The sequence below is a fragment of the Gemmatimonadaceae bacterium genome (assembly GCA_020852815.1).
In the GTDB taxonomy this organism is placed as follows: Bacteria; Gemmatimonadota; Gemmatimonadetes; order Gemmatimonadales; family Gemmatimonadaceae; genus SCN-70-22.
This window is the reverse complement of the sequence record JADZAN010000009.1, coordinates 121,371-141,113: the sequence shown is the minus strand read 5'-3', so window position 1 is coordinate 141,113 and position 19,743 is coordinate 121,371. Positions and strand designations below refer to the sequence as shown.

Sequence of the window (19,743 nt, the reverse complement as noted above, 5' to 3'; positions counted from 1 at the left end):
TCAACTCAGGCGGGGCGATACCTGGTAGTTCAGGGTGAGCGCGGTGGCGCGTCCCTCGGGTGATACCGTGAACGTCCAGGGCTCCGCGAGCTTGCCGTCGGTTCGCACGCGACGAAAGGTGTGCTCGCCAACCTTCCGCAGCTTGGTGATGCTACGCAGCGGGGCATCGCTCGGCAGGCTCACCACGGCCAGGGCGCCTTCCCATGCGATGACCTCCGTCTCGCCGCGCCACGCGTTGGCGTATGTTCCCAGGTAGCGCTCGAGCGCCGGGTCGAGTGCCTGGAGCTTGCGCGCGGAATCGCCTAACGCGGCCTTGAGGGCGGGAGAGATGATGTCGTAGATCCCGCGCGCCAGGGCGCCGGCGTTCACATCCATCCCGTTCGACATCGCGATGCTTGCCACCTTCTCGTCGAGCTGCATTTGCAGCTGCGTCTGGAAGCCGGGGCAGCTCCCGCCGTGGCCCACGAAGGTCTTGTTGTCCGGCGCACTGCGCGAGACCGAGAAGCCCAGCCCCCAGGTGGTTTCCCATGATGGGTCGACGAAGTGGACGCGTTGCATCTCGCGGAGCGTGTTGGCATGCAGGACTTCCGTCCCTCCCTTGGCCAGCAGGCGGAAGTTCCACGAGGCAAAGCGCGCGAGGTCGAGCGCACTCGAGGCATAGCCGGCGGCGGGGGCGATTCCTTTCGCGGTGAAGAGCGGGAGCAGCGCGCGCGTCCCCTCGCGGGTGAGCGGGCCGTAGCCGGCCGCCATTCGACGCCCCTTCTCCTCGACCGGGATCTCGGGGTAGGTGCTGGTCATGCCTAACGGCGACAGGACGTTGGCGCGAACGTAGTCGCCGTACGGCTGTCCCGAGACCTTGCTCACGATCTCGCCGGCGAGGGTGAGGCCGAGGTTGGAATACTGGAAGAACGTCTCCGCGGGGTAGAGCGTCTCCTCGCTGGCGAGCGCGTCGACGATCTGCTGGCGCGACGGAAAGTCGAAGTCCGGGGCCGACCAGTACGGAAAGGCAGCCTCGCGTGGCAGGCCGGAGGCGTGCGTGAGCAATCCCTCGACGGTGATTGGCCCGGACTCGGGGTGCGTTCGCCGGATGTTGAACCACGACAGGTGCCGCTCCACCGGATCGTCGAGCCGAACGGTGCCCCGGTCGCGCAGCTGCATGACGCTGATCGAGGTGAACAGCTTGGAGATCGAACAGATGCTGTAGAGCGACGCGGGAGAGGCTGGAATCCTCCGCTCGACATCGGCCATCCCCGATGCGCCCTGCCAGACGACTTCCTGATCGTGGACTGCAGCAGCTGCAAGACCCGGTATCCGCTGGTACGCCCGCTGGGCGTCGAGCCACTTGTCGAGGAGCGCGGTGGCCTCGCGCATGCGCGGGTGCGCGGCGAGCACGGGTGCAGGCGGCTGGGCGACCGACTCACCTGCCGTGACGAGCCCGATGGCGCACAGTACGACGCGAAGGACGCGAACTAGGCGAACTACACGAACGACTCGAACTACGCGACGGGGAAGGGAAGAGGGGCGAGTGGGCGTTCCGCGAGCACGCGGCGATGGACTCAACATGATCGCCTTTGGAGTGAGCGTGGGTTTGCAAACGCGAATCCGGCGGCGCCTAGGACTCACGGGCGACGCCGGAACGTACAACCACCTTTCTCGAAGGCCAGAGCGCGTCCAGGTCGTCCCATGAGAAGCGCGGGCGCGCCGGCGACCATCCGTGCGATGGTGTCTAGCCTGCTGCCTCGGGGGCCACTTCGGGCGCCACCTCGACGGCCAACGCGGCACTCCGCGCGCTCCCGAATGAGAGGCGCCTTGCTGCCTCGCGTCGCAGCAGCCAGACGGCAAAGAGCGCATGGGCGCTGCTGGCGATCACCGAGACGTACCATAACTGCGTGAGCGAGAATCCCGGGCGCTGCGACACCCAGAGCGCGGGAACGACGAACAGGACGAGGCGCACGGCACTGCTGATCACCGTGGGGACGGTGTTGCCCATGGCCTGGAACATCCCCGAGCAGGTGAAGACGATCCCCGAGGCGATGAAGTTGAATGAGATGACGGACAGGAACTCGGCGGCGGTCGCGACCACGACCGGGTCGGAGGAGAACCAGTGCACGAGCCAGTCCGGACGCCACCGGCAGATGATGGTGAGCGTGAGCATGATCGCGCTCCCGATCTTGACCGCATCCACAAAGGTGTGACGCGCACGATCGGTGAGGCCGGCCCCGAGGTTCTGTCCGGCAATGGGTGCCGCGGCGAAGGCGACCGCCATGCCGGGGAGGAAGACGGCCTGCAGCACCCGCGAGCCGACGCCGTACCCTGCCTGCGCCGCGGAGCCAAAGCTCCGGATGATCCAGTAGTTCACCGCCATCGAGAGGAACATGAGCAGGAACTCGGCGCCCGCTGGCACGCCGATGCGCAGCATGCGCCACCAGACCGCAAAGCGCGGCCGGAAGAGTGCGGCATCGAAGTGGACAAACTTCTCGATGCGACGGAAGTACACGGTGAGGAGGACCACGCCGACCGCCACCGAGACGGTGCTGGCCAGGCCCGCGCCGGCCACGCCTAACGGGTATCCCGTGCCCCACCCCGCAATGAGGATCGGGGCCAGCGCCGCGTTGAGGACGACGGTGAGCATCTGCAGCACCATGGTCGGCTTGGCGATTCCGCTTCCTCGCAGTGCGGACCCCATCGAGATGAGCGCGAACTGCAGGGCCAGGGCCGGGAGGAATCCGTACAGGTACGCCTTGCCCGCCGCGACGGTCGCCGCATCGGCGGCGACGGTGCGGAGGTAGGCGCCGGAGAACGGAAAGCCGATCCCGAGCGTGATCGCCGCGGCGAGTGCCGCCATGACGAGGCTCTGATTGAAGATGAGCGTGGCGTCGTCGCGATCCCTCCGTCCGGCGGCGTGCGAGATGAGCACCATTGTCCCCACGCCCAGGACCTGCGTGAGTGCCACGACGATGAACTGGATGTTGCCGGCAGCCGCAACGCCGGCAATCGCGGCATCGCCGAGCCGGCCGACGAAATACAGGTCGACGAAATAGTAGGCGGTCTGGAAGAGCATCCCGATCGCCAGCGGCGCCGCCATGCGCACGATGTGTCGCGGGATCGAGCCCTGCGTGAGATCCTGCATGGGATGTCTAGGGCGACGAGGAGGAGGGCGGGGAAGGGAAGGCCGCGGCGGCAACCTGCCGGGCGTGGTCGCGCAGGTCACGTGGCCAGGCATCGGTCAGGTCGTGGAAACGCACGCCTTCGCCCGCGAAGAGCGCACGCAACGCTTCCTCGAAACGCGGCTGGTTGCCAAGCGTGGCCGACATGAAGCGGTACGCCGACTCCTGGGCCTCGCGTACGCGATCACGCTCGACGCCCGCACTGCGCCCCTGTTCGACGAGTCGGCGCAGCGCGGCCGACGCACCACCTGGCTGCGTGGCGAGCCATTCCCAGTGTCGCGGGAGAAGGGTGACCTCGCGCGCGACCACGCCCAGCCGTGGACGCCCGGGCCCTCGATGTGGCTCGACCTCGCTGGCCGTCAGCTTTGATGCGGTGGGGTCGAGTGCGGCTGCGGCGCCCGTCGGGGTGCGCGGATCGACCTCGAGCTGCTCGCTGCTGCGGGCGTCGAAGACGAGAATGGCGCCGTGCCCCCCGCGCGCCTGTGCGGCTCGGACCGATTCGGAGACGCGATCGAACGGGCCCGCCGCGACGAGTCGGTCCCCCTCGAAGGCAACGGCGAACCGAGGCGGCGATTCCCGGGATTCAGGGGATTCGGGTGAGCCCGAATGGTGCGAGGAGGTGACAGCAGGGGGCGACATCAGGAGCGCCTGGGCTATGGGAGGGAGCATTCTACCCGGGCCAATATCGGCAGGTCAATATCACCCGGATGTAATGATCTCACAAACTCCGCGGATCGAGCGTCGTTGCCGAGGCCCGCACCGTCGCCTGAGTGGTGAGGCCACCAGCACTGCGCCCGCTCGCCTTGAACCGCCTCTGAACGAGGAGGGTCGGGGGTCGACCGTTGACCGACGACCTGACCACGCACTCCAGGAAGTGATGTGCCCCGCGTGGTCGTCGGGCGCCGAACGTCCCGTCAGGTGCAATTGCTGGCCCGTTCGCGGGCGTCGCGTCATGGCGCAAGCCCTGCGCGACGCATGCCCTTCGTGCGCCATTACTTTTCAGGTCATGATCCAACTCCTCTGCGCGGACGTGGACGGCACGCTCGTGGGCGCGAATGGCGCCGTGCATCCCGACGTCTGGCGCGCCGCTGCCAGGGCGCGCGATGCAGGGATCCGGCTCGCCCTCTGCTCGGGGCGGCCAGCCTTTGGCATCACGCGAGAGTATGCCGAGCGCTTTGCGCCAGAGGGGTGGCACATCTTCCAGAACGGGGCGAGCGTCGTGCACTTCCCGGACGGTCGCACGCACTCCGTGCGCGTCACGGCGGAGCAGTCGGCTTTCCTCCGCCAGCGGGCCAAGGTCACGGGCTTTACCCTGGAGTTCTACGGTGACACGGACTACGCCGTCGAGGACGACGACATCTACACGCGCCGACACGCCGAGCTCCTCGGCGTCCCGTTCCGACGCCGGGAGTTTGACAGCTTCGACCAGCCGGTAGTCCGGGCGCAGTGGATGGTTCGAAAGACGCAGCACGAGGCGGTGCTGGCCGAATCGTGTGACGGGCTCGAGCTGTGGCCGTCCACTTCGCCACTGATGCCGGATACCCTGTTCGTCGGCATTCTCCCGCGCGGGACCAACAAGGGGACGGGCGTGCAGGCGCTGGCCGACGAGTACGGCATTCCGCCCAGCGACATCATGTTCGTGGGCGACGCCTGGAACGACCTGCCGGCATTGCAGCTGGTGGGATACCCGGTGGCCATGGCGAACGCCGAACCCGAAGCGATCGCGATCGCGCGCCACGTCGTGGGGCACGTGGACGACGGCGGTCTGGCCGAGGCGCTCGACCTGGCCCTGCGGATTCGCGAGGCAGCGTGAGCATGCGAGGGCGATGCCGCACGGCCCTCGCACCGCGCCACGGCGCGAGTGCCTGGCACCGGCTCCCGACCCTCGCGTTGCTGCTGGCGGCTGCCTGCTCGCGCGAGTCATCGCGCGACGTGGCGTCCAGCGTTCCGGCGGGAGTCGCGCAGAGCTGGGTCACGACGCCCGATCGGGCGCAGCTGCTGGCGCGGCAGCCGGATGTGTCGTGGTCGGCGGTCGATGACGACGCGGCGACGCCGGATATGGTTCGCATCACCGTCGACACCGCGCAGCGCTTCCAGGAGATTGCCGGCTTTGGTGCGGCGTTGACCGATGCGTCGGCGTGGTTGCTCGTGCAAAGGCTCGCGCCGGCGCCGCGCACCGCGCTGTTGCGGGAGCTCTTCTCCGAGCGCGACGGCATCGGGTTGGGGATGGTGCGCATCACGATCGGCGCGTCGGACTTCTCACGCTCGCACTACACCTTTGATGACGTGGAGCCGGGGGCGCGCGACGACTCGCTGACGCGCTTCTCGATGGCGCCGCACCATGCCGAGGTGCTCCCGCTCCTGCGCGCCATTCGCGACATACAGCCGGCGGTGCAGGTGATGGCCACGCCATGGAGCGCGCCGGCCTGGATGAAGACCACGCAGTCGCTGTACAAGGGAACGCTGCGCGACGACGCGTACCCGGCGTTTGCCGAGTACCTGGCGCGCGCGCTCGACGGCTACGCACGCGAGGGTGTCCCGGTGGACTTCCTGAGTGTGCAAAACGAGCCGCAGCATGAACCGGAGGACTATCCCGGGATGCGCTTCGATGCGCCGCAGCGTGCGCGATTCATCGGGCAGCACCTGGGTCCGCTCCTGCAACGCCGTGGAAGCGCGACGCGCCTGCTCGACTGGGATCACAACTGGGATGCTCCCGATTCGCCGTCAGGCGTGCTGGCCGACACGGTGGCGCGCCGCTTCGTGTCCGGGGTGGCGTGGCATTGCTATGCGGGAGACGTGTCGGCGCAATCGCGCGTACACGAGGCGCATCCCGACAAGGACACCTGGTTCACCGAATGCTCGGGCGGGGCGTGGGCTCCCAACTTCGGTGACAACCTGCGCTGGAATGTGCGCACGCTGATCATCGGGACCACGCGGCACTGGGCGCGCGGGGTGATGCTGTGGAACCTCGTGCTCGATGAGCGACACGGGCCGCATGCCGGCGGCTGCAATGACTGCCGCGGAGTGGTCACCATCGATTCCGTCACTGGGGGCGTGACGCGCAACGAGGAGTACTACGCGCTGGCACACGCGTCGCGCTTCGTACGCCGCGGGGCACGACGCGTTGCCTCGACCACCGGCGCGCGCGACGTCGAGACGGTGGCGTTCCAGAACCCCGATGGCTCGAAGATCCTCATCGCCGTCAACGCGTCGGGCACCGCGCGACGTATCGCCCTCGTTGCGGGGGCGCGGCGCGCCATCCTCCCGCTCCCCGCGGGAGCGGTCTCGACCACCGTGTGGCGCTGAATTTCAGGCGCCCTTCCCACCGACCGACTCCCACTCTCCCGTCGCATGACCATCACGCTTCCGACGCCGCTCGTCTCGACCGCATGGCTCGCCACGCACCTGGGCTCGCCGGGGCTACGGGTCGTCGACGCCAGCGCCTACCTCGCGGCCGCCGGGCGCAACGCGCGCGCGGAGTACGAGCAGCGGCACATCGAAGGCACCGTCTTCGCGGACATCGACTGGTTGAGCGACGAGACGTCGTCGCTCCCTCACACCTGGCCCACGGCCGCGCACTTCGCGGCGCGCATCGGCAGCCTGGGTATCGGGAACGACGACGCAGTGGTGGTCTACGACACCTCAGGGCAGAACTTCAGCGCGCCACGACTCTGGTTCATGCTGCGCGCCTTTGGGCACGAGCGCGTGGCGGTGCTGGACGGGGGGCTCAAGCGGTGGCTGCTCGATGGGCGCCCGGTGACGGCGTCGCCAACGCCGGTGGTCCCCGCCGTGTACACCGCGCGGCTCGACCCGTCGCGCGTGCGAGATGCGGCGTGGGTGCTGGGGAACATCGCGAGCGGCGCGGAGCAGGTGGTGGACGCGCGCTCCGCCGGTCGCTTCCAGGCAATCGAGCCCGAGCCGCGCGCCGGCATTCGCGGCGGGCACATTCCCGGCAGCCGCAACATCCACTACGCCACGCTGGTGAACGATGACGGGACGTTGCGCTCGCACGAGGAACTGCGGGGCATCGTGCACGATGCCGGCGTTGATCCCGCGCGGGCGGTGGTGTGCAGCTGCGGCTCGGGGCTCACGGCGTGCGCGGTAATCCTGGCGATGGACGTGCTGGGGGCGCGACAGCTCGCACTCTACGACGGGAGCTGGACGGAGTGGGGCGCTCGCGCCGACCTGCCGGTGGAGACGGGGCCGGCGCGGTAGAAGTGGTTTCGGAACCGGTCGCCGCAGCGCCAGCGCACTGCGCCGGCGACGGCGCGGCCACCGGTTCTGAAACCTGTAGGACGTCCTATCGCCCCCGCGCCTCGAGCACCCGCGCGACGTCGTCGACGGTGACGCCCATGGCGGCCAGCGCGACGAGCGTGTGATAGATGAGGTCTCCCGCTTCCTCGGCGGCACGCGGGCGATCCTCGTCGGTGCAGGCGACGGCGAGTTCCACCGCTTCCTCGCCCAGCTTCTTGAGCCTCAGGTTGCGGTCGGTCAGGAGACGCTGCGTATACGACGCCCTGGCCCCGTCGGGGAGGGGGAGTGCGGAGCGACGCGCAGCGATGGTGGCGGCGAGGCGGGAGAAGGTGCCATGGGGAGTCGTGAGCCCCGCAACCTCGCCTCCGGCAACCTGCCCCCCCGTACCAAAGCAGTCATACGCTCCCGTGTGACACGCGGGCCCCGCCGGCTGCACGAGGGCGAGCACGGCATCCGCGTCGCAATCGACATGGAGCGACACCACCCGCTGCACGTTCCCGCTCGTCGCGCCCTTGTGCCACAGCCCGCGCGAGCGTGAGTGGTAGTGCATCTCGCCCGTCGCCAGCGTGCGCGCCATCGCCTCGCGGTCGGCGCGCGCGACCATGAGCACCGTGCGCGTCGCCGCGTCCTGGCAGACGACGGTCACGAAGCCGCCCCCTTTCGCGAAGTCGAGCGCGTCCACATCAAGCATGGGTGGATTCGAAGGAGCCATGGGTAACCTCGGGAATGCCTAACGCCTCGCGAAAGGTGCGCGCCAACTCGGCGTTGCTCGCCACACCGTCACCGCCGTCCACCGAACGCCCGCCGCCCCAGTCGGTATACACGCCCCCCGCCTCGGTGATGATCGGGATGAGCGACGCCGCGTCCCAGGGACTCAACTTGTCGTCCAGCATCAACTCGGCGCGACCGGTGGCCACCTGCACGTAGCCGTAGCAGTCGCCCCACGTGCGCGCGACGGCGACCTGCGCGGCCAGCGCCTGCCAGCGTGCGTGACGGTGCGCGTTGTACGGAAAGCGCGCATCGGTGACGAGGATCGTCGCGTCGGCGAGCGACGCCACCGTCGACACCGAGCAGCGCACGCCGTTGTACCAGCACCCCGCCCCCACCGCAGCCGCGACCATCTCATCGACCGCCGGACAGTAGATCGACCCGGCGAGCACCGTGTCGCCCTCCGCGACCGCGATCATCGTCCCCCACAAGGGAACGCCGCGCACGAAGGTCTTGGTCCCGTCGATTGGGTCGATGAGCCAGCGCCGCCTCCCCTCCTTGCCACTCGAGCCGAACTCCTCGCCGAGTACGGCGTCTTGGGGGAAGCGCTCCGCGATCCAGGCGCGCGCTGCTTCCTCGGCCGTGCGGTCCGCAAGGGTAACGGGGCTGCCGTCACCCTTGGCCTCCACCGAGAGCGACGTCTTGAAGTACCGCATGGCGACCGCACCAGCCACGCGCGCCACGTCGGTGACCGCTTCGAGGAGCAACGCCTGCGCCGTCATGCCGATCTCCCTCTCGTCTTCTCGTCTTCTCGTCCTCTCGTCTTCTCCACTACACCACGCGTCGCGATCCCCGCCTTTACCATCGCCGCCTTCAAGGCCGCGACGGTCGTCACGCCATCGTGCAGGATCCCTGCGACGAGCGCGGCGTCGCCCCCGCCCGTCGTCAGCGCCTCGCATACGTGTTCTGCATTTCCCGCCCCGCCAGATGCAATCACGGGCACCGAGACGGCATCGCTGATGGCGCGTGTGAGCGCCAGGTCGTAGCCACTGCGCACGCCGTCGCGATCGATGCTCGTCAGGAGGATCTCACCGGCGCCCCGGCGCTCGCATTCCTGCGCCCAGCCAATCGCCTCCAGCTCGGTTGGCATCCTGCCACCCTTCACGAAGACGCGGTATGTGCCATCGATCATTGCCGCATCGATGCTTGCCACCACGCACTGCGCGCCAAACCGGTCCGACGCTGCGGTGAGCACTTCCGGGCGTTCGACCGCCGCGGTGTTGAGCGAGACCTTGTCGGCGCCGGCGCGCAGCGCACGCGCCACGTCGTCGGCCGATCGAATGCCGCCACCAATGGTGAGCGGGATGAACAATCGTTCCGCGGTTCGGCGCGCGACGTCCAGCAGCGTCGCGCGCTCCTCGGCGCTCGCCGAGATGTCGAGGAAGACGATCTCGTCGCCCCCTTCCTGCTCATAGCGCTCGGCCAGCGCCACCGGGTCGCCCACGTCGCGCAACGACTCGAAGTTGACTCCCTTCACCACGCGTCCGCCCTTCACGTCCAGGCAGACGATGAGGCGCCGCGTGAGCATCAGCGCGCCTCCCGCGAGCCGCGGCGTGGTTCGTCAGGCACGTCGCTTCGCGTGTCGCTTCGTGCGTCGCTTCGTGCGTCGCGATGCAGCGAGACGCTTCCCTTGGTGGAGAAGACGCCGCCGCTGTCGACGAGCGCATCGCGCGTCGCGAGTCCCAGCGCCTTGAACGCCCCCTCCACGATGTGGTGCCGGTCGCGCCCGCGGATTACCTGCAGGTGCAACGTGCAGCCGGCGTGCTCGGCGAACGAGCGCATGAAGTGATCGTACAGGGTGCTCGGGAGTGGTCCTTCGTAGTAGAAGCGCCCCCCCACGTCGATGGCGCAGGCGACGAGTGCCTCGTCCATCGGGATCACGCGGTCGCCGTAGCGCGCGGCCGTTTCGGGGACGGCTCCCTTGAAGGCGGCGCCCACGGCGATCGCCACGTCCTCGATGATGTGGTGTCGCAAGTCGCCGCGCGCGTGCACTGACAGCCCGAGCCCCGCGTAACGCGCCCACGTCAGCAGCATGTGATCGAGGAACGGGACGCTGGTGTCCACCGTCACCTCGCCACCGCCACGCGTGACGGTCACGCGGATCGTCGTCTCGCGCGTCTCGCGCTCAACCGTGCTCATCTCGTCGTCTCCTGTTCGGCGATGCTCACGCCGCGAACTCATCTACAATGGCGCGTGGGTCGATCGCGCCGGTGTACAGTGCCATTCCGATCACGGCGCCCGCCACGCCGCGGTCCTGCAGCGCGTGGAGGTCGCCGACGCTCCCCACGCCGCCAGCGGCATAGACGGGGAACTCCGCCGCGTCCACGACATCCTCCATGAGCGGAAGGTCGGTCCCTTGCAGCTGCCCTTCGCGGTGCACGGCGGTCACCAGCAGCGCCGCCAGCGGGAGCGCGCGCATCTCCTCCACCATGTCGATCACGTCGCGCGCCAGGGTGTGCTGCCACCCGCGCGTCACGACCTTTCGGTCGCGCACATCGGCGGCGACGATGATCTCGCCCGGGTTGTCCTGGGCCAGCTCGGCGAGCCAGTCGAGGTCCTCCAGCGCGCGTGTCCCGACGATCGCGTAGCGCGCCCCCTCGTCGAGGATCTCGTCCACCGCCTCGGAGGTGCGCAGCCCGCCGCCCACCTGCACGTCGGCGCCCCCCTCGCGCACGATGTCGCGAACGATGGCGAGGTTGCTCCCCTTGCCTAACGCCGCGTCGAGGTCCACCACGTGCAGCCGCGCGAAGCCGTGGCGAATCCATTCGCGCGCCACCGCCACCGGGTCGTCGAGGCGCACGCGCTCCTGCGCATACTCGCCGCCCACCAGTTGCACGCACTTTCCCTCACGCAAGTCCACGGCGGGAATGGCGATCATCCGAGCATCTCCTTGAGGAAGGCATGAATGAACGCCACCCCGGCGCTCGAGGACTTCTCCGGATGGAACTGCACGCCCACGGTGCGTCCCACGCGCACGGAGGCGGCGAAGCGATCGCCCTCGTGCGTGCTCCACGACGTGACACAGGTGACGTCGTGCGGGCGGCAGATGAACGAGTTCGCGTAGTACACGTCGTGCAGTCCCGACGCGTCCAGCAAGGCCTCGGTTGGTGCCTCCAGCGAGTTCCACCCGATCTGCGGAAGGCGCGCCGCGTTGATCCGTTCGACGCGCCCGGGAATCACGCCGAGTCCGGCCCCCGGCCCCTCATCGCTCCCGTCGAACAGCAACTGCATGCCGAGGCAGATGCCAAGGCAGGGGAGACCGCCGCGCAGGGCATTGCGCATCACGTCCGCTCCCGCGGACAAACGTTCGGCAGCCGGCGTGAACGCCCCCACGCCCGGCAGGAGCAAGAGGTCGGTCTCGACCGCCCGCACGGGATCCACCTCGATCACCGGCGCGATGCCGAACGACGCCACCGCCTTGGCCAGCGAGTGCAGGTTGCCGGCGCCGTAGTCGAAGACGGTGATCCGCGGTCGCCGCGACTCAGGCATCGGCGCGCTCCCCCGCGCCCAGCGGACGGGGCACGTGCGGGAGGCTATCGAGCAACGCGTCGAGCACGCGCTCCATCAGGGGCCAGTCGGCGATGCTGATGCGCAACGCGTCGCCAATGCCGGGAAGTTGCGTGAAGTGACGCACCAGGATCCCGCGCGCACGCAGCGCGCCATGCGCCGCGCGCGCGTCGTCGACCGGAAGAAGGACGAAGTTCGCGGCGCTGGGGAGCGGTGCGAACCCGTGCCCCCGCAGCGCCGAGGAGAAGCGCGCGCGCGCCTCCACGACTCGCGCCACGTTCGCCCTCACCCACGCCACGTCCTCCGTCACCGCGGCCAACGCCGCCCGTTCGCCTAACGCGGTGACGGTGAAAGGGCCGCGCGCCTTTTCCAGTTCGGCGATGAGCGCACGCGCCCCGACGGCGAAGCCGATCCGCATCCCCGCCAGCCCGAACGCCTTGGAGAAGGTGCGGAACACCAGCGAACGACCGTGCGCCGGCGCTTCGCGCGCCAGGTTGCTCCCCGCGAACTCGGCATACGCCTCGTCGATGAGGACGAGTCCGCGCGCGTGGCCGAGCACGTGGTCCAGCGACGAGCTGGCGATGGGGAGTCCCGTGGGGTTGTTCGGCGTGCAGACGTAGGTGAGGCGGGCCTGCGCGGCGACGAGTGCCTCGGCGTCGGCGTCCAGTCGCGGGGTGAGCGGGACAGGGACCGGGATGAGCGAGTTGGTGGCCGCGAAGACGCGCGCCATCACGAACGTGGGATCCATATAGGCCACACGGTCGCCGGGCTCTCCCAGCGCGCGAAAGGCGCATCCCATGATCTCGTCCGACCCGCACCCCACCATCACCTCGTCAGGCGCAACGCCGATATATGCGGCAATGCCTTCGCGCAGGGGGCGCGAATACGTGCTCGGGTACTGCGCCAGCCCATTCCCCACGCCCGCCGCAATCGCGCGCAACGCCGCCGGCGGCGCGCCAAAGGGCGACGTGTTGTCGGCCAGCGCGATGTCGCATGGCGTCGGGTCCACGTCGTACGCGCGCAGCTCCCGGTAGGCGCTGCGCGGCGACCAGGCGTTGGCGCTCACGTCGCCCCCCCGGGGCGTCCCCAGGCGCGAGCGGCGCGGGCGTGTCCGTCGAGACCCTCGGCCTCGGCGAAGGCGCCAACATCCGCGGCAAGGCGAGCCGCCGCCTCGGGCGTCACCCGCTGGTACGTCGTCCACCGGATGAAGTCGAGCGTCGACAGTCCCGAGTACGACCGCGCCAGCCCGTTGGTGGGCAGCGTGTGGTTGGCGCCGGTCATGTAGTCGCCGAACGACACCGATGCCGACGTCCCCATGAAGATCGTCCCCTGGTTGCGCAGCGCCGGGAGCACGAGTCCCGGGTCGGCCACCGCCAGCAGCAAATGCTCGGCGGCGTACGCATTGGCCAGGCGCACCGCCTCCTCGAGCGAGTCGACCGAAAGCACGCCACCGTTTGCCTCCAGCGCCTGGCGGATGATTGCCGACCGGCCATAGCCGCCTACCATCGTCTCCAGCGCCGTCTCGATCCGCGCCGCAACGTCGTCGCCTATCGCGACCGCCACCACGCACGCCATCGGGTCGTGTTCAGCCTGTGCCAGGATCTCGCGCGCCACCTGGGCGGTGTCGGCAGAGCCGTCGGCGATCACGAGCAGTTCGCTCGGCCCCGCCGGCGAGTCGATCGCGCACGCCTTGGCCACTTGCACCTTGGCCTCCGTGACCCACGCGTTGCCCGGCCCCACGATGCGGTCGACGCGCGGAACACTCTGCGTCCCGTAGGCCATCGCGGCAATGGCGCCGGCACCGCCTAACGCGAAAACCCTGTCGACCTTCGCGATCGCACAGGCGGCCAGCACGGCAGGCGACGGCAGGCCGTTGCTACCCGGCGGAGAGCAGAGCACGATCTCGCCAACGCCGGCCACGCGCGCCGGAATCGCCCCCATGAGCACCGACGAGGGGTACGCCGCCCGCCCCCCAGGGGCGTAGACCCCCACCGAACCTAACGCGTCCGGCCGGCGCCCGATGATGATCCCCGGTTCCGTCTCCACTTCGGTCACGCCGGGGACAAAGGCCCGGTGCGCCGCCTCGATGTTGCGCGCCGAACGCTCCATTGCCGTGCGTACGGCCGGATCGAGCGCATCGAGCGCCTTCGTCCACTCGCCCTTTGGCACGTCGAGCCGCTTGAGCGTGACGTGGTCGTATTCACGGGCCAGCGACTTGAGCACGGAGTCGCCGTCGTGCCGCACCGCGTCGATGATCGCCGAGACCGTGTCGCGCATGACGTCGTTGTCCGCCGTCCCGCGATCGAACAACGCCTTGGTCAGTTCCGGCGTGAGCGACCTGGCGGCGCCGCGAAATCGCAGCGGGAGCAAACCGTTGCTGGGCCTCGTGCTCACGGCATCAACCTCTCGATTCGGGTCACCAGGATCCCTTCCGCACCCAACGACTTGAGCGAGGCGATGGTCCGGTAGACTGTGGCGGCGGGAACCACGGCGTGCACCGCCACGTGGCTCCCGCCATTCATGAGGTCGATCACCGTCGGGCCGTTGAGCCCGGGAATCACCTCCTTCACCTGCGGCAGCGCCTCTCGCGGGACGTTGGCCATGAGATAGCGCTGCCCGCGAGCCCGCAGCACCGACTCCAGCGCCGACGTCAGTTCGGAGAGCGCCTGTCCCTTCGCGGCGTTCCGCGCGGCGGCCCCTGGGGCGGCGATCAGACGCGCCGTCGAGGTCATCACCGTTTGCACCTCGCGGAGCCCGTTCACCTTCAGCGTCGAGCCGGTCGAGGTGAGGTCGACGACGATGTCGGCGATCCCCAGGTGCGGCGCGATCTCGGCTGCCCCGCTTACCGGGACCACCTCGACGCCGACGGCGTGCCGGTCGAAGAAGGCGCGCGTCACGCGCGGGAAGACGGTCGCCACTCGCGAGCCCGCCGGGAGATCGCCCACCGCCCGCAGCGACGATTCGTCGCGTACCGCCACGACCAGACGGCACTTCCCGAAACCCAGGTCGAGCCGTGAGTCGAGCGGCCGCTCCGACTCGCACACGAGGTCCCATCCGGTGACCCCGGCATCGGCCGCCCCGTCGGCCACGAATTCGGGGATGTCCTGCGCCCGCACGAAGAGCGCTTCGAATTCCCCGCCGAGCGAGGCCGTGAGGGCGCGGTCCCCCTGGGCACGGACCTCGAGTCCGGCGTCATTGAAGAGCTCGCGTGCTTCCTCGGCGAGCCGCCCTTTGTTGGGCAAGGCGATCCTGAGCATGTTGCGAATGTCGCGGTGCAGGAAAACGGGAAGGTCAAAGAAAGAAAAAGGCCCGTCCACTGGGGACGGGCCTCGGCGTCTGGTGCGCCGCTGGCGATGTGTCTGCCAACTACCGCACGCGAATGACGCCCAGACCCGTCAGGGTATGGCCGTGATGCGCATGGTGGTGGCGGGTCGCCGTGCGAAGCATGGGCGGAACGTAGTCCTCGTGACCGGGAGCGTCAACTCGATCGTCTCGTACAGGCGCTTCGTTCGTCCCCTTGGTCGCTGCCCAGGGCGGGGCGAAGTCCGCAACGCTGGTGCGCCCACTCCATATTTCGACGTCACTCAACGGCAGTATCGCATGCGACACACCTTTCTCACCGGTTCCGTTCTCGCACTGCTGGCCGCGTGCGGCGGCGGTGAACCCAAGCTCGGCACCTCCCGAGCCGCGCCGGGCGCCGCCGCCGAGTCCAGTCCCGCGGATTCCACCACCCCGGGACCGGCCGTGACCGGAGCCGCCGCCTCGCCCCAGGCGCCAGTGGCGGGGAGCATCATCGAAGTGAAGATGATCGGCGACTCGAAGGGATACCGGTTCGAACCCGCGCGCATCGAGGCCAAGCCGGGCGATGAAGTTCGCTTCGTGGTCGTTTCGGGCGGGCCGCACGAGGTGGCGTTCGACCTCGACCGGGTACCGGAGGAAACGCGCATGCAACTGGTGGCCAACATGCCCAACGGCGCCAACGGGCACTCGCCGCTCCTTTCGGTCCCGCGCGAGACGTGGATGCTCTCCCTTTCCGGCCTCAAGCCAGGGGTCTATCCCTTCGTCTCGACCCCGCGACTTGCGCAGGGAATGAAGGGAGAGCTCGAGATCAAGTAGTCGCCGCGGCGACCTGGCGCACGCGCTCGACCTGCTCTACCGGCTCCACCCGCCTCACGTTCACCCGGGATCCCGATGCCCAAGTCGGGTACGTACTCGCGCACCGCCTTCGCCACGCGCCGCTTCCGGTTCATTCCGAGAGCGGCGTGGATGGGGGCCCGCGCCCGGAACGTCCTCCAACGGCCGTGGCGCCTGATCGGCGTGGGATTCGGCGTTTTCGTCGGCGTGCTCCTCGCCTATCTCTTTCTCCCCGCCGGGGCGCAGGGGGTTGTGAACCTCGTGGCGCCCGATCGCATCGAACGTCGCGACACGACGATCCTCCTGTCGAGGGAATTGGCGACGAAGATCCTTCTCGTCTCCGCCGACAGCGCCGTGGCGCAGTTGCGGGCGCGGACAGCCGCGCAACTCAACGCGGCGACTCCCATTGCGGCGTCGGCGATGCAATCCGCGGCGCGCGATTCGCTCACCGAACTCGCCGCGTCGCTCGGGGCATTGCTGCAGCGCGCCGAGAACGCGCCACTCCCGGAGACGTTCCGCGCCCTCGCAAACTCCGCTGCACTTCGGGAGGATGCGCGAGTGCGCGCGCTGGTGGACTCGCTCACCGAGGTGCAGCGGGAACGCGACGACCTGGGGGGCGGAGCGACGGTCGATCCGGTCTTCGTGGCGCTGACGACGCAGGTCAACGAGTTCGGCCGTCGCATCGCGAGCATTGGCCAGGCGAGACTGGCCGCGCTCACTCGTCAGGCACTGGCGCTCGACCGGCCAGCGGCCGCATCGCCCGGCGACAGCGCCTCGAACCCGCTCGATTCGCTCAGCGCGGCGCCCGGGCGTGCGCTTCCCGATTCGCAGGCGGTGCTGGCGACGCGACAAGCGGCGTGGAACGCCTACGAAAGTGCCCATCGATCGCTGCAACTGGCGCGCGCCGCCAACGCGCACGCAGACTCGCTCGCCACGCGCGAGCGGGAGCGTACACAACTCGCGCCGCTCACCATCCTGGTCGTGGCGGCGCTCGTGATTGCCACCGTCCTCACCTTCGCGCTGGCGCTGTTCGACGAGATGCAAAGCCCGCGCGTGGCCGACGCCGTGGAAGCGGAGCGTCTCACCGCGCTTCGGGTGCTGGGGGTGGCCCGTCGGCGTGCCGTCGTCCCCGCGGAGCGCACGCGCCGGGCAGCCGATCGCCAGATACCGGTAGTTCTCGATCCAACGCTCGACGCGTATCGCGTGGTGGCGTGGCACCTCGCGTCGCAGTGGCCCAGGGACGGCATCATCACCGTCACGGGTGACGACGCGAATGTGGCGGCGATCGTGGCCGCCAACGTGGCGGCGGTCCTGGCCAACGACGCCCGCGTCACGCTGCTCGTGGATGCCGAGCTGGCCACCGAACCTGTACGCACGCTCCTCGCCCTTCCGCGGTCGCCGGGGTTGTCGGCCGTGGTGGAGAACAGGCGCAAGTGGTCGGAGGCGCTGGTCCCGGTCCCGGTAGGGCGCAGCCGTTCGATGGACGTCCTGCCAGCGGGGGGGCGTGCCTCGCCGCTGGGCCCCGCCGAGTCGCAGGCGTTGGTGGGCGAGGTGCAACGTGCGGCGCGTCGCTACGATGCGACGATCGTCGTCACCACGCTTCCCACAGCCAAACGATTCCGTGCCGGAGACGACGTGGTGGTGTGTGCCGTGCAGACGCGCACGCGCCTGGCGACACTCGCCCGCACCGTTGCCTCGCTCATCGACGAGGGGGCGCGCGTGCGCGGTGTCGTCCTCTGGGATGGCGCGGCGCCGTCGGTGCCCAAGGGAGGTGCGTCGCACACGCCGTCGGCGGCCTGACGAGCACTTTCCGGCATCCACCTCGCATCGGCCACGGACCGCAGGTAGCTTTCCCGTCCGGGCGCGTTGCCCGGGCGTCGTATCCCCGGTGTCCCTCCACCGGAGTCTCCCCCGGTGTCACACGCCTCGCATGATCGTCATCGGCTACTCCGACCGCATCAATCACGCGCTGGCCTTCGCGGCCAAGCACCACGACCAGCAGGTGCGCAAGGGGACGCGTCTTCCCTACCTCACGCATCCCGCCAACGTGGCCATCATCCTGACGCGCTACGGGCAGGATGACGAGACCGTGATCAGCGGGATCCTCCACGACGTCATCGAGGACACGGTGCGCGAGGCGTACTCGCGCGAAATGCTGGAGTCGCGCATCCGCGACAAGTTCGGTGCGGTGGTGCTGGACACGGTGCTCCAGGTGACGCACCGCCACGTCGACGACGATGGGGTGGAGCTCTCGCCCAGCGATCGCAAGGCCGACTACCTCGAGCGTCTCGCCATCGCCTCGGACCGCGCCCGCTGGGTGTGCGCCGCTGACAAACTGCACAATGCCAGCAGCATCCTGGCCGACGTGCGACGCACCGTCGATCCCGACTCGGTGTGGGGGCGCTTCAAGGCGGGACGGGAAGGGACGGTGCGCTGGTACCGCGACGTGCACGACCGGCTCGCATCGTTAGGCTTCGACGCCCCCATCCTCGGCGAACTCGCCACCGTCGTCGCCGAGCTCGAGGCGCTCGCCCGGCAATAGCGCGCAGGACAGGAGATGACGCCCCTCGGCGGCGCCCTACGGCGCCGCCTCTCCCGTCCCCCGTTCCCCGTCCCCCGTCCGCCCTTCATACCGCCGCGCCACGTAGTCCTCCAGGATCCTGAGGAACTCCTCCACGATCCGGTCGCCGCGCAGCGTCGTCATCAGCGTCCCGTCCACGTAGACTGGCGCCTTTGGCTCCTCGAAGGTGCCGGGGAGCGAGATCCCGATGTTGGCGTGCTTCGACTCGCCGGGTCCGTTCACCACGCACCCCATCACCGCCACCTTCATCTCCTCCACCCCCGGGCGCGTGGCGCGCCACACCGGCATCTGCTCGCGCAGGTACGCCTGGATGTCCTCCGCCATGTGCTGGAAGAAGGTCGACGTCGTGCGCCCGCACCCCGGACACGACGTCACCTGCGGCGTGAACGAGCGCAGGCCTAACGACTGCAGGACCTGCTGCGCGACCTGCACCTCCTCGGTGCGGTCGCCGTTCGGCTTGGGAGTGAGCGAGACGCGGATGGTGTCGCCGATTCCCTCCGCCAGCAGGATGGCGAGTCCCGCCGTGCTGGCGATGATCCCCTTGCTCCCCAACCCGGCCTCGGTGAGCCCCAGGTGCAACGGGTAGTCGCACCGCGCGGCCAGGCGGCGGTACGTCTCCACCAGGTCCTGCACCTGCGACACCTTGGCGGAGATCACGATCTGGTCGTGCCGCAGCCCCACCTCCTCGGCCAGCGCCGCCGAGCGCAGTGCACTCTCCAGCATCGCGTCGATGTAGACGTCGCGCGCGTCGCGCGGCTCGGCCGCCGTGGCGTTGGCGTCCATCATCCCCGTCAAGAGCTCCTGGTCCAGCGACCCCCAGTTGACGCCGATGCGCACCGGTCGGTCGTTGGCGACCGCCACCTCGACGATGGCCCGGAAGTGCTCGTCGCGCCGCTTGCTCCCGACGTTGCCCGGGTTGATGCGGTACTTCGCGAGCGCCCGCGCGCAGGCCGGGTACCTGGTGAGCAGGAGGTGGCCGTTGTAGTGGAAGTCGCCGACGACCGGGACGACGACCCCCAGGTCGTGCAGCCGGCGGACGATCTCGGGGACCGCCTGCGCCGCCTCTTCGTTGTTCACGGTCACCCGCACGATCTGCGACCCCGCCCTGGCGAGGGCGGCCACCTGCTCGGCCGTCGAGGCGGCGTCGGCTGTGTCGGTGTTGGTCATCGACTGCACGACGACCGGATGCGGAGCGCCTACGAGCACCCCCCCGATCGACGCCACCGCCGTCTTCCTGCGCGCTGCAAACGTCACTCTGTCTGATCCTCCAAGGACAGGAGTAAGTTAAGGAGCGACGGTTCTCCCGTCTCCCGCCCCCATCTTCCCGAGCGA

At 69.3% G+C, this 19,743-nt stretch carries 19 protein-coding genes; 6 read left to right on the top strand and 13 right to left on the bottom strand.

All coding sequences use genetic code 11. The features are described from left to right. From IT359_04780 to IT359_04770, 3 genes are all read right to left on the bottom strand, one after another. A complete protein-coding gene (locus IT359_04780) occupies window positions 1-1,371 on the bottom strand; it encodes a serine hydrolase (GenBank protein ID MCC6928292.1) in 1,371 nt (456 codons plus the stop codon). A 355-nt stretch (window positions 1,372-1,726) separates the two neighbouring features. Further along, window positions 1,727-3,130 (bottom strand): MATE family efflux transporter, encoded by a 1,404-nt coding sequence (locus tag IT359_04775; protein ID MCC6928291.1) that lies wholly within the window; start codon window positions 3,128-3,130, stop codon window positions 1,727-1,729. Between the two features lie 7 nt (window positions 3,131-3,137). Next, window positions 3,138-3,836 carry a DUF2239 family protein gene (locus tag IT359_04770; GenBank protein MCC6928290.1) on the bottom strand — a complete coding sequence of 233 codons (699 nt, stop codon included), beginning with the start codon at window positions 3,834-3,836 and terminating at the stop codon, window positions 3,138-3,140. Window positions 3,837-4,173: 337 nt separating this feature from the next. Here IT359_04770 and IT359_04765 point away from each other — a divergent pair, with 337 nt between their 5' ends. From IT359_04765 to sseA, 3 genes are read left to right on the top strand one after another with little or no spacing between them, the layout of a single operon-like run. After that, a complete protein-coding gene (locus IT359_04765; protein MCC6928289.1) occupies window positions 4,174-4,980 on the top strand; it encodes a Cof-type HAD-IIB family hydrolase in 807 nt (268 codons plus the stop codon). Between the two features lie 2 nt (window positions 4,981-4,982). Next, window positions 4,983-6,473 carry a hypothetical protein gene (locus tag IT359_04760; GenBank protein MCC6928288.1) on the top strand — a complete coding sequence of 497 codons (1,491 nt, stop codon included), beginning with the start codon at window positions 4,983-4,985 and terminating at the stop codon, window positions 6,471-6,473. A gap of 45 nt (window positions 6,474-6,518) precedes the next feature. Next, entirely contained in the window at window positions 6,519-7,382 is an 864-nt protein-coding gene (gene sseA, locus IT359_04755; GenBank protein MCC6928287.1) for a 3-mercaptopyruvate sulfurtransferase, read from the top strand. A gap of 85 nt (window positions 7,383-7,467) precedes the next feature. Here sseA and IT359_04750 read toward each other — a convergent pair whose 3' ends face one another. From IT359_04750 to IT359_04710, 9 genes are read right to left on the bottom strand one after another with little or no spacing between them, the layout of a single operon-like run. Further along, window positions 7,468-8,112: a bifunctional phosphoribosyl-AMP cyclohydrolase/phosphoribosyl-ATP diphosphatase HisIE gene (locus IT359_04750; protein MCC6928286.1), complete on the bottom strand. Its 645-nt coding sequence runs from the start codon at window positions 8,110-8,112 to the stop codon at window positions 7,468-7,470. Then, window positions 8,105-8,911, bottom strand: a complete 807-nt coding sequence (hisN, locus tag IT359_04745; protein MCC6928285.1) for a histidinol-phosphatase — start codon at window positions 8,909-8,911, stop codon at window positions 8,105-8,107. The genes IT359_04750 and hisN overlap by 8 nt, the downstream gene beginning before the upstream one ends. Continuing rightward, window positions 8,908-9,717, bottom strand: a complete 810-nt coding sequence (hisF, locus tag IT359_04740) for an imidazole glycerol phosphate synthase subunit HisF (GenBank protein MCC6928284.1) — start codon at window positions 9,715-9,717, stop codon at window positions 8,908-8,910. The genes hisN and hisF overlap by 4 nt, the downstream gene beginning before the upstream one ends. Then, window positions 9,717-10,328, bottom strand: a complete 612-nt coding sequence (locus IT359_04735) for an imidazoleglycerol-phosphate dehydratase (GenBank protein ID MCC6928283.1) — start codon at window positions 10,326-10,328, stop codon at window positions 9,717-9,719. Before IT359_04735 ends, hisF begins: the two co-directional genes overlap by 1 nt. A 25-nt stretch (window positions 10,329-10,353) precedes the next feature. Further along, window positions 10,354-11,067, bottom strand: a complete 714-nt coding sequence (locus IT359_04730; protein MCC6928282.1) for a 1-(5-phosphoribosyl)-5-[(5-phosphoribosylamino)methylideneamino] imidazole-4-carboxamide isomerase — start codon at window positions 11,065-11,067, stop codon at window positions 10,354-10,356. Beyond that, on the bottom strand, window positions 11,064-11,678 hold the full coding sequence (hisH, locus tag IT359_04725; GenBank protein MCC6928281.1) for an imidazole glycerol phosphate synthase subunit HisH: 615 nt from the start codon (window positions 11,676-11,678) through the stop codon (window positions 11,064-11,066). Before hisH ends, IT359_04730 begins: the two co-directional genes overlap by 4 nt. Continuing rightward, entirely contained in the window at window positions 11,671-12,762 is a 1,092-nt protein-coding gene (locus IT359_04720) for a histidinol-phosphate aminotransferase family protein (GenBank protein MCC6928280.1), read from the bottom strand. The genes hisH and IT359_04720 overlap by 8 nt, the downstream gene beginning before the upstream one ends. Further along, entirely contained in the window at window positions 12,759-14,090 is a 1,332-nt protein-coding gene (hisD, locus tag IT359_04715) for a histidinol dehydrogenase (GenBank protein MCC6928279.1), read from the bottom strand. Before hisD ends, IT359_04720 begins: the two co-directional genes overlap by 4 nt. Further along, on the bottom strand, window positions 14,087-14,953 hold the full coding sequence (locus IT359_04710; protein MCC6928278.1) for an ATP phosphoribosyltransferase: 867 nt from the start codon (window positions 14,951-14,953) through the stop codon (window positions 14,087-14,089). Before IT359_04710 ends, hisD begins: the two co-directional genes overlap by 4 nt. Window positions 14,954-15,296: 343 nt before the next feature. Between IT359_04710 and IT359_04705 the strand changes: the two genes are divergently transcribed. From IT359_04705 to IT359_04695, 3 genes are all read left to right on the top strand, one after another. Beyond that, window positions 15,297-15,812: a hypothetical protein gene (locus tag IT359_04705; protein MCC6928277.1), complete on the top strand. Its 516-nt coding sequence runs from the start codon at window positions 15,297-15,299 to the stop codon at window positions 15,810-15,812. Window positions 15,813-15,887: 75 nt separating this feature from the next. Continuing rightward, window positions 15,888-17,630: a hypothetical protein gene (locus IT359_04700; GenBank protein MCC6928276.1), complete on the top strand. Its 1,743-nt coding sequence runs from the start codon at window positions 15,888-15,890 to the stop codon at window positions 17,628-17,630. Between the two features lie 130 nt (window positions 17,631-17,760). After that, on the top strand, window positions 17,761-18,372 hold the full coding sequence (locus IT359_04695) for a bifunctional (p)ppGpp synthetase/guanosine-3',5'-bis(diphosphate) 3'-pyrophosphohydrolase (GenBank protein MCC6928275.1): 612 nt from the start codon (window positions 17,761-17,763) through the stop codon (window positions 18,370-18,372). 36 nt (window positions 18,373-18,408) lie between these two features. On the opposite strand, the gene ispG is transcribed toward IT359_04695, so the two are convergent. Then, window positions 18,409-19,665: a flavodoxin-dependent (E)-4-hydroxy-3-methylbut-2-enyl-diphosphate synthase gene (gene ispG, locus IT359_04690; protein ID MCC6928274.1), complete on the bottom strand. Its 1,257-nt coding sequence runs from the start codon at window positions 19,663-19,665 to the stop codon at window positions 18,409-18,411. Window positions 19,666-19,743: the final 78 nt, after the last annotated feature.

Coding starts and splice junctions, on each gene's coding strand:
- IT359_04775 (MCC6928291.1), bottom strand. CDS start 3,130: ATGCAGGATCTCACGCAGGGCTCGATCCCGCGACACATCGTGCGCATG.
- IT359_04735 (MCC6928283.1), bottom strand. CDS start 10,328: ATGAGCACGGTTGAGCGCGAGACGCGCGAGACGACGATCCGCGTGACC.
- IT359_04760 (MCC6928288.1), top strand. CDS start 4,983: ATGCGAGGGCGATGCCGCACGGCCCTCGCACCGCGCCACGGCGCGAGT.
- IT359_04705 (MCC6928277.1), top strand. CDS start 15,297: ATGCGACACACCTTTCTCACCGGTTCCGTTCTCGCACTGCTGGCCGCG.
- IT359_04695 (MCC6928275.1), top strand. CDS start 17,761: ATGATCGTCATCGGCTACTCCGACCGCATCAATCACGCGCTGGCCTTC.
- IT359_04730 (MCC6928282.1), bottom strand. CDS start 11,067: ATGATCGCCATTCCCGCCGTGGACTTGCGTGAGGGAAAGTGCGTGCAA.
- IT359_04765 (MCC6928289.1), top strand. CDS start 4,174: ATGATCCAACTCCTCTGCGCGGACGTGGACGGCACGCTCGTGGGCGCG.
- hisH (MCC6928281.1), bottom strand. CDS start 11,678: ATGCCTGAGTCGCGGCGACCGCGGATCACCGTCTTCGACTACGGCGCC.
- IT359_04750 (MCC6928286.1), bottom strand. CDS start 8,112: ATGCTTGATGTGGACGCGCTCGACTTCGCGAAAGGGGGCGGCTTCGTG.
- hisF (MCC6928284.1), bottom strand. CDS start 9,717: ATGCTCACGCGGCGCCTCATCGTCTGCCTGGACGTGAAGGGCGGACGC.
- sseA (MCC6928287.1), top strand. CDS start 6,519: ATGACCATCACGCTTCCGACGCCGCTCGTCTCGACCGCATGGCTCGCC.
- IT359_04700 (MCC6928276.1), top strand. CDS start 15,888: ATGCCCAAGTCGGGTACGTACTCGCGCACCGCCTTCGCCACGCGCCGC.
- IT359_04710 (MCC6928278.1), bottom strand. CDS start 14,953: ATGCTCAGGATCGCCTTGCCCAACAAAGGGCGGCTCGCCGAGGAAGCA.
- hisN (MCC6928285.1), bottom strand. CDS start 8,911: ATGACGGCGCAGGCGTTGCTCCTCGAAGCGGTCACCGACGTGGCGCGC.
- IT359_04780 (MCC6928292.1), bottom strand. CDS start 1,371: ATGCGCGAGGCCACCGCGCTCCTCGACAAGTGGCTCGACGCCCAGCGG.
- IT359_04770 (MCC6928290.1), bottom strand. CDS start 3,836: ATGCTCCCTCCCATAGCCCAGGCGCTCCTGATGTCGCCCCCTGCTGTC.